This window comes from Curtobacterium sp. MCBD17_040 (assembly GCF_003234805.2).
Classification (GTDB): domain Bacteria; phylum Actinomycetota; class Actinomycetes; order Actinomycetales; family Microbacteriaceae; genus Curtobacterium.
On sequence record NZ_CP126273.1, the window covers coordinates 2,529,592 to 2,543,254 of the forward strand.

Consider the following 13,663-nt stretch of genomic DNA (forward strand, 5'->3'; position numbering starts at 1 on the left):
ATCAGCCGATCGCACGCACCCACGCGCGCTCCAGACCGGCTCGGTCGAGCAGTTCCGCTGGACGCACCTCGAGGTCGTCCGCGACGAAGTAGAAGACCGCGTCGACGTCCTCGACCGGCCGTCCGGTGAACTCCGCGTACGCCACGCGGTAGAGCGCGAGTTGGAGCTGCCGCCGCTCCAGGTCCTCGGCCCCGGACGGCGCGCGCCCCGTCTTCCAGTCGACGATCTCGATCCGCCCGTCGATCTCGTACACGGCGTCGAGCTTGCACACGACGCTGTGCCCCAGGAACGGGATGTGGATCTCGCGCTCCACCTCGACCGGGGTGCGGTCGGCCCAGCGGGACCGTGCGAACGTGGCCTGGAACTCGGCGAGCCGCCGGGCGTCGTCGTCGGACGGGGCAGCGGCCGTGCCGCCGTGCTCGTCGACGTCGGCGTCGAGCTCGCCGTCCCAGGCGTCGAGGGTCTCGAGCGACCCCGACGGCCGGGCCCGGCGCTCGACCCACTGGTGGAACAGGGTCCCGAGGCGGGTCGCCCGGTAGGGCCGCTCCGGCATCGGGCGACGGAGCCGCTCCGCGACCGCGGCGGGTTCCGTCAGGTAGTCCTTGAACCCCGAGGCCGGGATCCGGTGGGGCACGGTCACGACGTGCCGGTCGCGGTGAGCGGCGCGTCGCTCGGCGAGCAGGAGGTCGAGGTCGGCCGCGTACCGTCCGGCGGCACCCGGGTGCGCTGCCCGCACCCGGTCGGCGGCCGCCAGGACACGCGCGCCCCGTTCGCCGAACGGCAGGTGGGGCCACGGCATGGTCGCGCCGGAGTCGGCGAGCGGGTTCTCGTCGAACTCGGTCCCCGCCGGGATCGCGTCCGGATCCACGACACCGGCGGCGACGAGGTCGGCGAGGTAGCGACTCGGCTCCGTCGGGCGCACGCCGGTCCCCCAGTACGAGCCGGTCACGAGCAGCGCCTGCCGTGCGCGGGTCAGCGCCACGTAGGTGAGCCGGCGCTCCTCGTCGAGGTTGCTGCGCCCGACGGCCTCCTTGAAGGTCACGATCGCGTCCGCGACCGCCTTCTGGGTCTCGGCACCCCGCCAGGCGAGATGCGGGAGCTCGTCGGCGTCGCCGCGGAACTCGTACGGCAGCCGCCCGAAGCCGAGCCAGCCGGTCGAGCCCTCCTGCGGACGGGCCGGCAGCGCGCCCTCCACCATCCGCGGGACCGCGACGGCGTCCCACTCGAGCCCCTTCGCCCCGTGGATGGTCAGGATCTGGACGGTGCCGGGTTCCGGCTCCTCGCTCCGCGGCCCCATGTCGTCGCGGCGCGCGGCCGCGTCGAGCCAGCCGATGAACGAGCCGAGATCGGCTCGGTCGTCCGTCGCCACGAACCCGGCGAGTTCGTCGAGGAAGGCGTCGAGGTGGTCGGACGCGCCCTGCTCGTGCGCCGCGACCTCGACGTCGAGCCGCATCTCCTGCACCACGAGCGTGACGAAGTCGACCAGGTCACCGCCGGCGCGTGCGCGGAGCGCCGAGAGGGCGGCACCGAGCGCCCGCATCCGGAGTCGCCCCTCGGCGCTGATGTCGGCGGTTGCCCCGTGCTCGTCGGGTGCGGTCGCGACGAAGTCGAGGGCGTCGACGAGCGACCCGTGCTCGCCGGCCGCGACCGAGCCTCGGAACGCGTCCGCGACCGCGGGGTCGAGACGCGCGTGCGTGTGGTCGCGCTCGAACAGCCACCGGCCGACGCGCTGCAGGGCGACGACGTCGGCGGGACCGATGCGCCAGCGTGCGCCCGTGAGCAGGCGGATGAGCTCGTTGCCGGCGGACGGGTCGTGCAGCACCCGCAGGCAGGCCACGAGGTCGACGATCTCCGGCCGCTGGAGCAGGCCGCCGGTGCCGAGCACGCGGTAGGGCACCTCGCGGTGGCCCAGCGCCGCGGTGAAGGCCGCAAGGTCCTTCCGGGCCCGGAGCAGCAGTGCCATCGACGTGCCGGGTCGCGCCGCCCGCCGGGCGGCGAACCAGTCAGCGACCGCAGCGGCTTCCTCCGGCAGGGTCTCGGGGAACCGTGCCTCGACCGTGCCGACCTCCGCACCCGGTCGGGGGCTGAGTTCCTCGACGCGGACGCGCGCGGCCTCGGTGAGCGGCGCCACGAGGGCGTTCGCCCCGACGAGCACCGACACGGGGTTCCGCCAGCTCGTCGAGAGCGCGTACGTCCTGGGCGACGCGTCGTCCGCGCCGAAGTCCCGGGGGAACCGTGCCAGGTTGGCCGCGCTCGCCCCGCGGAACCCGTAGATGGACTGGTGCGGGTCACCCACGGCCATGACGGGGTGCCCGCGGAACAGCCGCGCGAGGAACCGCGTCTGGACGACCGACGTGTCCTGGTACTCGTCCAGGAGCACGACCCGGTAGCGGGCGCGCAGGTCGTCCGCGACGCGCGGTGCCGCCTCGGCCGCGGCGAGGGCGAGGGCGATCTGGTCGGAGAACTCGACGAAGCCCCGCTCGGTCTTCTGGCGTCGGAACGTCTCGACCAGCTCCACCAGCGGCGCGAGTCCGCCGACGGCCGGCACCGTCCCGACCAGCGCGGCCGACGGCTTGCCCCGGGTGGCGGGGAGTTCGAGCAGCGCGGTGAACTGCTCCGCGAAGCGACGGAGCCGGTCCGGGTCGACCAGGTGCTCGCTCATCGCGCCGTTGAGGGCGACGAGCGCCGCGGTGACGGTGTCGACGTTCCGGCCCAGACCCGCCAGGCGGTCGTCCTGGGCGGCGACCACGACGCGTCGCGCGAGCTGCCAGGCCGACGGCTCCGTGAGGACCTGCGACTCGCCGTCACGCCCGACGAGCAGGGCGTTCTCGCGGAACACCGCGTTCGCGAAGGCGTTGTAGGTGGAGACCGTCGGGGCCTCGAAGGCGTCGGCGGGCTCGATCAGCCCGGCGCCCTCGAGCGCGGCGATCCGGTCGTTGATCCGCACGCCGAGCTCACCGGCGGCTTTGCGGGTGAAGGTCAGGCCGAGCACCTCGTCCGGGCGCACCGCGCCGTTCGCGAGCAGCCACACGACCCGGGAGGCCATGGTCTCGGTCTTCCCGCTCCCCGCGCCCGCCACGACGAGCGCCGGCGCGAGCGGCGACTCGATCACGGCGCGCTGCTGGTCGGTGGGGCGAGGCCGCCCGAGGGCGTCGGCGATCGCGTCCGCCGAGTACCGCGCCGCGGGGCGGGCCGCCGCGTGCATCGCAGCCGACGGGGCCGCCGCGTCCGCCGATGCCGTCGGCGCGACCTCGGCGTGCCGGTCCTGCTCCGCGGCGGGGGCGCCCGTCACCAGGTGACCTCCCCGACGACGTGGATCCGGCACTCGACACCGGTCCGGGCGCGCTCGCAGTGGTCGTCGACGTGGGCGACGAACACGCGTCCGGCCATGCCCTCGGCGACCGTGTGCAGGCGCTGCCGGTAGGACGCGCGGGCGTCGTCGTCGAACGCGGGCTGGACCCGTTCCGTGAACGCGTGCCCACCCTGCCCGCTCGCGACGAACACGAGCCGTGCGTCCGACACGGGGACGTCGGCCGGGAGGCCCTCCACCGCCCCGTCGGCGAGCGCGAGCTGGTACGCACCCAGCTGTGCGTGCTCCGGCATGGCGGACTTGCCCGGCATCGTCGTCCCCGTCTTCAGGTCGACGACGCTGACGGTGCCGTCGGGCGCTTCCTCGATCCGGTCGATGCTGCCGCGGAGGCGAGCGGGGCCGGTCACCAGCACGAACGACGCCTCGGCACCGAGGACGCGACGGCCGGCGGCGGCAGCGGTGCGGAGGTAGTCGCTGAGACCCTCGATCATCCGCCGCGTCCGAGCGCGTTCCCGCTCGGCGATCCAGTCGGACTCGAACACGAGCTCGGACCACCGGTCCTCGACGCTGCGCCAGAGCGACTCGACGTCGACGTCGGTCGCGTGCTCCATGGCGTCGTGGACGATCGTCCCGATGCCCATGGCCGGGCTCGGTGCGCCACCGCCGAAGGACTGGGCGAACCAGTGCAGCGGGCACTCCTCGAAGGTCCCGATGCGCGACGGCGACACGGCGACGGTCGGGGGCACGGCCACCCCGCCGTCCTCCGGCACCACCGGTTCCGCCGTCAGGTCGACGAGGGGTCGGTCGGTGCTCGGCTCGGCGATGCCGTACCACTCGTCCGGATCGGCCCCGGGGACGCCCTCCGCCGCCAGGCGTGCCAGGGCCGATGCGGCTTCCGGATCGCCGGTGGTCACGACCCGTCGGCGCAGGGACCCGGCCATGCCCCGGAGCGAGAGCGGGTGGGGGTTCGGCGTGCGGTCGGGTGGCACCGGGACGAGCCGGAGGAAGGGGCTCGGAGCCTCGTCGTCGTTGGCGATGCTGCCGAGCACCACCTGTGTCGTCGCGCGGGACACCGCCCTGGCGAACAGCCGCAGCTCGTCGGCGACCACGGCGGCGCGCTCGTCGGTCGGTGTGCGCTCGATCCCGGCGGCGGCCCGGACGAGGCCGTCGGGGTCGAGCAAGCTGCCACGGACGCGGGTGTTCGGCCACACGCCGTCCTGGAGTCCGAGCACCACCACGACGTCGCACTCCACCCCGATGGTCGCGAGCGACGTCACCACGCGGACCCGGCCGGCGGTCCGGTCGGGTCCGATCGTGTCCTCGGGCAGGTCGGCGCCGAGCAGGTCGTCCACGAACACACGCGCCGGGGCGTCCGGTGTGCGTTCGACGAACCGCTTCGCCGCCGTGAACAGACCGACCACCGCGTCGAGATGCCGGTCCGCCTCGGCCGCGCCGACACCGCCGGCGGCCGACTGCCCGCCCCACGTGCGGGCGAGTCCGCTGCGCTCCCACAGCCCCCAGAGCAGTTCCTCGATGCTGGCGCCCCCGGCGGCATCGCGGCGCGCCCGCTCGAGGCTCGCCGCGAGGCGTCCGGCTCGGCGCGCGAAGCCCGCGTCGATCGTCGTGAAGCGGTCCGGGCCGGAGAGCGCCTCGACCAGCAGGTCGTCCGCGGGACGCGTGCCCCCGGCGGCGAGCTCCTCGCGGCGCAGGGCGAGCCGCAGCCGCCGTACCGCGAGGGCGTCGAGGCCGCCCAGCGGCCCGGACACGAACGCGGTGGCGAGGGCGGGGTCGAGCGCGCGGACCCCGAGGGCGACCGCCGCCGCGTCGATGAGCGCCCGAGCGGCGACGTCGTCCCGCGGGCGCGCCGGAGCACTCGCGGCGGTGGCGGGGACCTCGGCAACGGCCAGGGCGCGGACGAGGTCCGGCACGGCTGCCCCGCTCCGCGTGACGACGACCATGCGCTCCCACGGCACGCCGTCGAACAGGTGGTGTTCCCGCAACCGACGGGCGACGGCGGCCACGAGGCCGGCGCGGCTCGGGGCCTCCAGGTGCACCACGGCGTCGGCCCGGTCGTCCGCACCCGCGGCGGCCGCCACCCGCTGCCGCCCCGCGGCCGCAGCACCGATCCGGGCGGTGACGGCGCTCACGAGCGCCCGGATCGCGGGCGGGTGTCGGTGGACGGTGTCGAGCACGACCTCGTGCACGGCCGGCACGCCGAGCCGGACCGCCAGGCGGCCGAGCACGTCGGGCTCGGCACCGCGGAACGCGCTCGAGGCGATGTCCGGATCGCCGAAGGCGACGATCCGCACGCCCCGTCGGGCGAGCGCACCGAGGAACGCGACCTCGCCCTCCACGAGTTCCTGGGCGTCGTCGACGAGGACGTGGCGGAGCGCGGCGACCGCGGGCGGCACCTCGCCCCGCGCCACGGCCGCGGTGGCGAACGCCACGAGTTCCGCCGCGTCGAGCGCGGTCTCGCGGTACGCCGTGACCGCCGCGCGGTACTCGTCGACGAGGTCCCCGACGGCCGCCCACTCCGGGCGCCCGTGGTCGCCTGCGAGTTCGCGCATGTCGTCGGGCTCGATGCCGGCGGCGACCGTGCGCATCATGACGTCGCGCAGCGCGGTCCGGAAGCCGGCACGTTCGCGGACGGCAGGGGTGATCGGATCGGGCCAGGCCGGGCCGGTGCCGTCGACGGCGTGCCCGGCGATGAGGTCGGCGAGGACCGCGTCCTGTTCCCCACCGGTCAGCAACGTCGGGGCCTCCTGCCCGACGAGCGCTGCGGCGTGCGTGACGACCTGGAAGGCGAGCGAGTTCACGGTCCGGGCGAGCGCGCCGGGCACCACGCGGTCCGCGGCCGCCGCCAGGCGGTCCCGCAGGGCGGTGGCGGCCGGACGCGACGACGTCAGGGTCAGGACGCTCGTGTACCCGTCGGCGCTGACGCCCCCGGGCTCGGACAGCAGGTGGGCGACGAGCTGCGCGAGCACCGTGGTCTTGCCCGTGCCCGGCGCACCGATCACGGCGGCGCACGTGTCGTGCGGCAGCGCGAGCACGGACCGCTGCGCGGGGTCCAGGAGGACCGGGGCGACGACCACCGCGGCACCCGCCCGCCCGCGACCGGTCAGCCCGGCGTCGCGCAGGACGGCACGGCGGGGCGCACTGGTCGTCGAGGTCGCGGTCGGCACGCCGTCACGCTACCGAGGGCCGCCGACACCACCGGGACGGCGCGCATGTGCGCTGTGGGTGAACGCCGGAGCCCGCCCCTGGGCCCTCGGATACGCTGTGCTCGTGGACATCAAGATCGGCATCACCAACAGCCCGCGTGAGATCGCCTTCGAGACCAAGCAGACGGCCGCCGACATCGAGCAGGCCGTGTCGGCCGCGCTCTCCTCGGGCGCCACGCACCTGTCGCTCCAGGACGACAAGGGCCGACGGTTCATCGTCCCGGTCGCGTCCCTCGCGTACGTCGAGGTCGGCTCCGAGGAGTCGCGCCGCATCGGTTTCGTCGCCTGACCCCTCGGTCCACATGGAACTCCTCTTCGCCGTGCTCGGCGGGATCCTGACCGGCCTGTTCGCGCAGATCGTCGTGCCGTGGCACGTGACGCGGGGCGTGTTCCTCGCCCCCGCCGTGGGCGGGGCCGTCGCGGCCGTGCTGTGGGAGGCCCTCACCTGGGCCGGGTGGTCGTACGGCGAACCCTGGATCTGGGTGGTCACGCTCGTGGTCGCCGGTGTCGTCGCGCTGGTGACGGCGTGGTCGGTCGGGCGCCGGCGGGAGCGCGCGGACGCCGCGTTCTTCGAGCGCCTCCGCACCGTCGGTACCGCTTCCTGACGCATCCGCCGGGAGGCCCGGTCGGCCGGGAGCACCACGGTCCGGAGCGGAGACCCGGACCGGGTCCGGGATCCGCACCGGGTCCGGTCACCCGGTTCGGCTCAGGCGGTCAGCCCGAGGGCGTCCATCCGCCGGGTGTGGGCCGCGATGAGTTCGGTGAACACCGGCTCGAGGCGCTCCTCGTCCTCACGGGCGTGCGAGGCGAGCGCCGACCGCGCCACGAGCAGCGTGTCACCGACGAGGCGCCGCCCCCACATGGCGAGGCGCGAGGCCACGAGCGGGTCGCGGGCGATGTCCGCCGTCAGTTCCTCGACGACCGCGGGCTCCTCGCGCGCGTCGAACACCCCACGCAAGCGGTTCCGGACGTCCGTCGGCAGCGACCGGGCGAGGTTCGCGAACAGGTCGTTGAGGATCCCGGCCGTCACGTAACCGGTGAGGATCGACTCCGCCCAGTCCGCACCGGCCGTCCGTCTGAGGAACGCGTCGATGGCCTCGCGGTGGGGCTCCATGAGTTCCGCCGGCTCGTGTCCGGACCGTTCGATCTCGGCCACGATGGCGCGGTGCCGATCGAGCGCGGTCGTGGCGAGCACGCCCGTGACGAGGCGCCCCGACATGGTCGGCGCCGAGGCACCGGCGCGCCCCATGGCCTCGTACAACGACAGCTGCAGGTACGCGGCCTGGCCCAGGTAGACGGTCAGTTCGGGCGAGACGTCGTCGAGTTGGAGCCGCTCGACGGACGCGGCCGCGCGGGGGTTCCGCGACGCCAGCCAGCTCGCCGCGAGACGCGCGCGTCTCCGGTTCCACCACGACACCACCGGACCAGCATAGGGGCCGCGCCCGAGCCCCATCCCCAGTCCGCCAGCGTCCCGAACTGCGGAAATGCGCAGAACGGTAGACTGAGCGGACTCCCCGACAACGAACAGGGTTGAACTCTTTGACTTTCTCAGATCTCGACATCGAGCAGGACATCGTCGACGCGCTCGCGGCCAAGGGCATCACGGAGCCCTTCCCGATCCAGCAGCAGACGATCCCGCTCGCACTCACCGGCCAGGACATCATCGGCCAGGCCAAGACCGGAACGGGCAAGACGCTCGGCTTCGGCCTCCCCCTCATCCAACGGCTCGGGCACGACCCCGAGCCGGCCGTCAAGGCGCTCGTCGTGGTCCCGACCCGCGAGCTCGCCGTCCAGGTGTTCGAGGACCTCGAGCTCGCCGCGTCGAACCGTCCGGTCAAACTGGCCGCGATCTACGGCGGCAAGGCGTACGAGGGCCAGATCGAACAGCTCAAGGACGGCGCGCAGATCGTCGTCGGCACGCCGGGTCGCCTCATCGACCTCCACCGGCAGCGGGTGCTCGACCTCGGCCACGTGCAGGAGATCGTCCTCGACGAGGCCGACAAGATGCTCGACCTCGGGTTCCTGTCGGACATCGAGCGCATCTTCCAGTCGGTCCCGGCGGTGCGCCACACCATGCTGTTCTCGGCGACCATGCCGGCCCCGATCGTGGCGCTGGCCCGGCGGTTCATGTCGAAGCCGATCCACATCCGCGCTTCCGACCCGGACGAGGGCCTGACCCAGGCGAACATCAAGCACCTCATCTACCGGGCGCACGCGCTCGACAAGGACGAGGTCATCGCCCGGATCCTCCAGGCCGACGGGCGCGGCAAGACCGTCGTCTTCACGCGGACCAAGCGCGCCGCGGCCCGGCTGATGGAAGAGCTCCAGGACCGCGGGTTCAACGCCGCGGCGGTGCACGGCGACCTGAACCAGGAGCAGCGGGAGCGCGCGATGGCCGCGTTCAAGGCCGGCAAGAGGGACGTGCTCATCGCCACCGACGTGGCAGCGCGCGGCATCGACGTCGACGACGTGACCCACGTCATCAACCACACGATCCCGGACGACCCGGACACCTACCTGCACCGGGCCGGGCGGACCGGCCGCGCGGGCAAGACCGGCATCGCGGTGACGTTCGTCGACTGGGACGACCTCCACAAGTGGTCGCTCATCAACAAGGCGCTCGACTTCGGGCAGCCGGAGCCGACCGAGACCTACTCGTCCAGTCCGCACCTGTACACCGACCTCGACATCCCGGCCGGCACCAAGGGCCGTCTGCCCGGTTCGTCCCCGCACGCGGCCGCGCCGGCCAAGCAGCGGTCCGAGGGCGGCCGCTCCGAGGGCGGACGGTCCGAGGGCGGCCGGTCCGGGTCCGGGTCCCGCTCGCGCACCCGGTCGGCAGGCCCGACCACGACGAGTGCGCCCGCCGCGGGCTCCGACGCGGTCGGCGCGGAGCCGGAGGCGGCGGAGACCACCGCCGGCACGACCGGTCCCGAGGGCAGCTCGCCGCGGCGTCGGCGTCGCCGCCGTCGTGGTGGCAGTGGTCAGGCCGGGTCGACGGCCGCCGATGCGGCGGCCACCGGCGGCGAGTCCGCGGGGTCCGCGGCGAGTTCGTCCGCGGCGAGCGGTCCGGCTGCCGAGTAGTCCGCACACGGTGGTCGTCCCGGCGACGACCACCGTGACGGGTCCCGTCGACGCGCGTCCAGCCTCCCGGCCGGACGCGCTTCGCTCGTCAGACGGTGAGTCGGGATCCGTCGCCGACGACCGGTTCGGAACCGGTCGCGGACGCGACGATGGTCCGGAACGCGCGCTCGGCGGTGCGGTGCTCGCCGAGCCGGTTCGGCTTGCCGGTGCCGTGGTAGTCACTCGAGCCGGTCACGAACAGCCCGTAGCGGTCCGCCCAGTCGAGCAGGACGCGCTTGCCGTGCGTCAGGTTCTCGCGGTGGTCGACCTCGAGCCCGCCGAGTCCGGCCTCGACGAGGTCCTCGAGCGCTCGCTCGTCGAGCACGATCCCCCGGGTCGACGCCGCCGGGTGCGCGATCACGGGGACCCCGCCCGCGGCACGGATGAGCTCGACGCCGGCCAGCGGCGACGGCGCCTCGTGGGGCTCGTAGTAGCCCGCGGCGGGGTGCAGGATGCCGCGGAACGCCGCGCTGCGGTCGGCCTCGAGCCCGGCGGCCACGAGTGCGTCCGCGATGTGGGGTCGGCCGATCGTGGCACCCGGGCTCGCCTGCGCGATGACGTCCTGCCACGACACCGGGTGGTCGCGGGCGATCCGCTCGACCATGCGCATCGCACGATCGACGCGGCCCTCGCGGATCCGCTGCGTCTCGGCGACGAGTCCGGGGTGGGTGGGATCGACGAGGTACCCGAGCACGTGCACGCTCCGGTAGCCGATCCGCGTGCTGAGTTCGAGCCCGGGCAGGAGCGTCATCGGGAGCGTCCGGGCCGTCGCGATGGCCTCGTCCCACCCGGCCGTGGTGTCGTGGTCCGTCAGCGCCAACGCGTCGAGGCCCGCGGACGATGCCGCACGCACCAGGTCGGCAGGCCGCTCGGTGCCGTCCGAGACGCTCGAGTGCGTGTGCAGGTCGATGAAGGGATCGGGCACCCGGCCATGCTAGCCGTGGACTCCCCGGTGCCCTGGCGATCGACGCCCACGGCGCCCGGGTCGGTGCGCGACGCATGGTGGGATGATGTGAGCATGGCCGAGCCGACTCCCCGCGCGACGAGCAACCGATCGACGACCCCCGGGTCCTCGACCTTCAAGGACCACATCGCGTCCAACTGGGCGGAACACGACCGCGCACTGCCCGACGCACGCGAGCAGGCATCGTTCGCTGCCGAGCGCCGGGCATGGCTCTCGGCGCTGCACCCGGGCCGGACCCTCGTGGTCCCCGCCGGCCAGGCGAAGGTGCGCTCGAACGACTGCGACTACCCGTTCCGACCGCACTCCGCGTTCGCCCACCTGACGGGCTGGGGCACGGACGCGGTCGTCGGGTCGGTCCTCGTCCTGACGCCGAGGGCCGACGGCCACGACGCGACCCTGTACTTCCGCGCGAGTGCGGGCCGGGACTCCGAGGAGTTCTACGCGAACCCCGAGATCGGCGAGTTCTGGGTCGGACCGCGCCCGTCGCTCGAGGCGGTCGCGGCGGACCTCGGCATCGCGACGCGCGATCTCGGCGCATTCGCCGATGTGGCGGACCGGCTCGACACCCACGCGCTCCTCGTCCGGGACGCCGACCCCGCGTTCACCGAGGCGCTCGACGGCCGGCTCGGGGTCGCGGTGGGCGGGATCGACGCCACGAGCGACACGCCCGCGACGGACGACGTGCTCGCCCGCGACCTCAGCGAGATGCGTCTCGTCAAGGACCCGTACGAGGTGAACGAGCTGCGTCGTGCCGTCACCGCGACCAAGCACGGGTTCGACGACGTCATCGCGGACTTCGACACGGTCCTGGCACACCCCCGCGGCGAGCGCATCGTCGAGGGCACGTTCAACCGTCGCGCCCGGGCGGACGGCAACACCGTCGGGTACGACACCATCGCCGCGGCGGGCTCCCACGCCTGCATCCTGCACTGGACCCGGAACGACGGTGCCGTCGCGCCGGGCGACCTCATCCTCATCGACGCCGGGGTCGAGGTCGAGAGCCTCTACACAGCCGACATCACGCGGACGTTGCCGGTCTCCGGGCGCTTCACGGAGGTGCAGCGCCTGGTCTACGACGCGGTGCTCGAAGCCGCGGACGCCGCGTTCGCCATCGTGCGCCCGGGCATCACCTTCCGCGACGTCCACGCGACCGCCATGCGCGTCATCGCCGAGCGGACCGCCGAGTGGGGCTTCCTCCCGGTGAGCGCCGAGGAGTCCCTGCGCCCGGAGGCCCAGTACCACCGCCGCTACATGGTGCACGGCACGAGCCACCACCTGGGGCTCGACGTGCACGACTGCGCGAAGGCCCGTCGCGAGCTCTACCTCGACGGCACGGTCGAGGCCGGCATGGTGTTCACGATCGAGCCGGGCCTGTACTTCCAGGAGGACGACCTGACCGTCCCCGAGGAGTTCCGCGGCATCGGCGTCCGCATCGAGGACGACATCCTGGTCACCGAGGACGGCGCGGAGAACCTGTCCGTCGGCATCCCCCGCACCGCCTCGGACGTCGAGGCCTGGGTCGCGAGCCGCTGAGCCCAGAGGTCGACCGGTACCCTGCTGCCCGTGAGCACCCCCGAGACGCGCCCGTTCACGATCGCGCCGGAGCACTTCGACGCCCCTGACGCCGTTCGCCTGCGCGCCGCCCAGCGCATCGAGATCGACGGCACGTACGGGCGCGACACCGAACCCGGCGAGAAGCCCACGGCCGAGTCCATCGCGGTGTTCTTCGTCGCCCGCGACACCCACGGCGCGCCGCTCGGCTGCGGCGGTCTGCGGGTGGTCGAGGACGGCGTCGTCGAGATCAAGCGCATGTACGTGCGGTCCGAGGCGCGCGGCACCGGGGTCGCTGCGGCGCTCCTCGCCCAGCTCGAGGTCGCCGCACGGGCCCTGGGGGCTCCGGCGCTCGTCCTCGAGACCGGGACGGAGCAGCGTCGGGCGATCCACTTCTACGAGCGCGAGGGCTTCACCCGCATCGCGAACTTCGGCCCGTACGTCGGCGCTCCGTTGTCGGTCTGCTACGCCAAGGTGCTGACGGCCCCCGAGGCGTGACCGACTGACCCGCGTGCGGCTGGCCCCGCGCCGTCCACGTGCTCAGTCGGCCTGGTCGTCCCGCCGGCCGCCCTGGTGGCCGCGGTCCTCGGCGCCCTCGTGGTCGCCCGAGTCGTCGGATGCCGGCTGCGCGGGCGTCGGCGTCGGCGTCGGGCTGACCCGTTCCCCGTAGCGCGGCGGCTCGTCCACCGGTGCCTGGGTGCCCGGCTGGCCGGGGCGGGCCTCCTGTCCGGACGGCCGCTCGGCCCGGACGGCGCCCGGTTGCCCCTCCTGCCCGTACGGCGGCTGCTGCTGTCCGGACGGCTGCTGCTGCTGCTGTCCGTACGGTGGCTGCTGTTGCTGTCCGTACGGTGGCTGCTGTTGCTGCCCGTACGGTGGCTGCTGCTGCCCGTACGGAGCCTGGCCGTGCCCACCCTGGGGCGGTCGGCCGGGGTACTGCGGCCCGCCGAACTGCTGGGGCCCCGCCGCCCAACCGCCCTGCTGCTGACCGAGCAGCTGCCGGGCCCGCATCGTGAGCTGGGGGTCGACGATGATCTGGTAGTTCATGGCGAGGACCTGGTGCACGCTCGTGAAGTCGCGCTGCCGCCGCGTCACCGAGAAGCTCACGACCCCGTAGAGCATGCCGAACGCGGCGCCGATGAGCGCGGCGGCCCAGAACGACCCGCCCGGCGCTCCGGAGAACAGCGTCAGCACGATCCCGAAGAAGAACCCGAGCCACAACCCGCTGAGTGCACCGGCGAGCGCCGCGCGTCCGTAGGTCAGCTTGCCCGTGACCCGCTCGACGGTCTTGAGGTCGTTGCCGACGATCGACACCTGTCGGACGGGGAAGTCCGCCGCGGCGAGCTGGGCCACGACGCGCTGGGCCTCGGGGTACGTCTGGTACGTGCCCAGGACGTCGCCGCGCGGTGGGGTGGGGAACGCGGCGCCGGGACGACCGAACGGGCTCTGAGTACTCACACAGGGCATTTTCCACCAGCACCCTTGGCGCCCGACGTGAAC

10 protein-coding genes are annotated in these 13,663 nt (G+C 74.0%); 5 read left to right on the top strand and 5 right to left on the bottom strand.

Translation table 11 applies throughout. The features are described from left to right. Position 1 precedes the first annotated feature (1 nt). Both DEI94_RS11840 and DEI94_RS11845 read right to left on the bottom strand, forming a co-directional pair. Positions 2-3,292, bottom strand: coding sequence for an ATP-dependent helicase (locus DEI94_RS11840; protein WP_258378030.1), 3,291 nt, complete (start codon positions 3,290-3,292; stop codon positions 2-4). Beyond that, positions 3,289-6,492 (bottom strand): UrvD/REP family ATP-dependent DNA helicase, encoded by a 3,204-nt coding sequence (locus tag DEI94_RS11845; RefSeq protein WP_111027108.1) that lies wholly within the window; start codon positions 6,490-6,492, stop codon positions 3,289-3,291. The genes DEI94_RS11840 and DEI94_RS11845 overlap by 4 nt, the downstream gene beginning before the upstream one ends. Positions 6,493-6,595: 103 nt before the next feature. Here DEI94_RS11845 and DEI94_RS11850 point away from each other — a divergent pair, with 103 nt between their 5' ends. Further along, on the top strand, positions 6,596-6,820 hold the full coding sequence (locus DEI94_RS11850) for a DUF3107 domain-containing protein (protein ID WP_111010909.1): 225 nt from the start codon (positions 6,596-6,598) through the stop codon (positions 6,818-6,820). A gap of 13 nt (positions 6,821-6,833) precedes the next feature. Next, a complete protein-coding gene (locus DEI94_RS11855) occupies positions 6,834-7,136 on the top strand; it encodes a hypothetical protein (RefSeq protein WP_111010840.1) in 303 nt (100 codons plus the stop codon). A 101-nt stretch (positions 7,137-7,237) separates the two neighbouring features. Here the strand turns inward: DEI94_RS11855 and DEI94_RS11860 are convergent, their stop codons facing one another. Then, the gene (locus DEI94_RS11860) at positions 7,238-7,951 is read right to left on the bottom strand and encodes a ferritin-like fold-containing protein (RefSeq protein WP_258368670.1); all 714 of its coding nucleotides are present in this window, start codon (positions 7,949-7,951) and stop codon (positions 7,238-7,240) included. A gap of 119 nt (positions 7,952-8,070) precedes the next feature. Between DEI94_RS11860 and DEI94_RS11865 the strand changes: the two genes are divergently transcribed. Continuing rightward, positions 8,071-9,612, top strand: coding sequence for a DEAD/DEAH box helicase (locus DEI94_RS11865; protein ID WP_111027107.1), 1,542 nt, complete (start codon positions 8,071-8,073; stop codon positions 9,610-9,612). Between the two features lie 88 nt (positions 9,613-9,700). On the opposite strand, the gene DEI94_RS11870 is transcribed toward DEI94_RS11865, so the two are convergent. Next, the gene (locus tag DEI94_RS11870) at positions 9,701-10,576 is read right to left on the bottom strand and encodes a PHP domain-containing protein (protein ID WP_111027106.1); all 876 of its coding nucleotides are present in this window, start codon (positions 10,574-10,576) and stop codon (positions 9,701-9,703) included. Between the two features lie 93 nt (positions 10,577-10,669). Between DEI94_RS11870 and DEI94_RS11875 the strand changes: the two genes are divergently transcribed. Continuing rightward, complete coding sequence (locus DEI94_RS11875; RefSeq protein WP_181441836.1) at positions 10,670-12,148, top strand: aminopeptidase P family protein; 1,479 nt, start codon at positions 10,670-10,672, stop codon at positions 12,146-12,148. A gap of 30 nt (positions 12,149-12,178) precedes the next feature. After that, complete coding sequence (locus DEI94_RS11880) at positions 12,179-12,664, top strand: GNAT family N-acetyltransferase (RefSeq protein WP_111013639.1); 486 nt, start codon at positions 12,179-12,181, stop codon at positions 12,662-12,664. Between the two features lie 42 nt (positions 12,665-12,706). Here DEI94_RS11880 and DEI94_RS11885 read toward each other — a convergent pair whose 3' ends face one another. After that, a complete protein-coding gene (locus tag DEI94_RS11885) occupies positions 12,707-13,621 on the bottom strand; it encodes a YflT domain-containing protein (RefSeq protein WP_111027104.1) in 915 nt (304 codons plus the stop codon). Positions 13,622-13,663: the final 42 nt, after the last annotated feature.

Excerpts from the sequence above, each read along its gene's own strand:
- DEI94_RS11855 (WP_111010840.1), top strand. The coding sequence starts at position 6,834 with ATGGAACTCCTCTTCGCCGTGCTCGGCGGGATCCTGACCGGCCTGTTC.
- DEI94_RS11875 (WP_181441836.1), top strand. The coding sequence starts at position 10,670 with ATGGCCGAGCCGACTCCCCGCGCGACGAGCAACCGATCGACGACCCCC.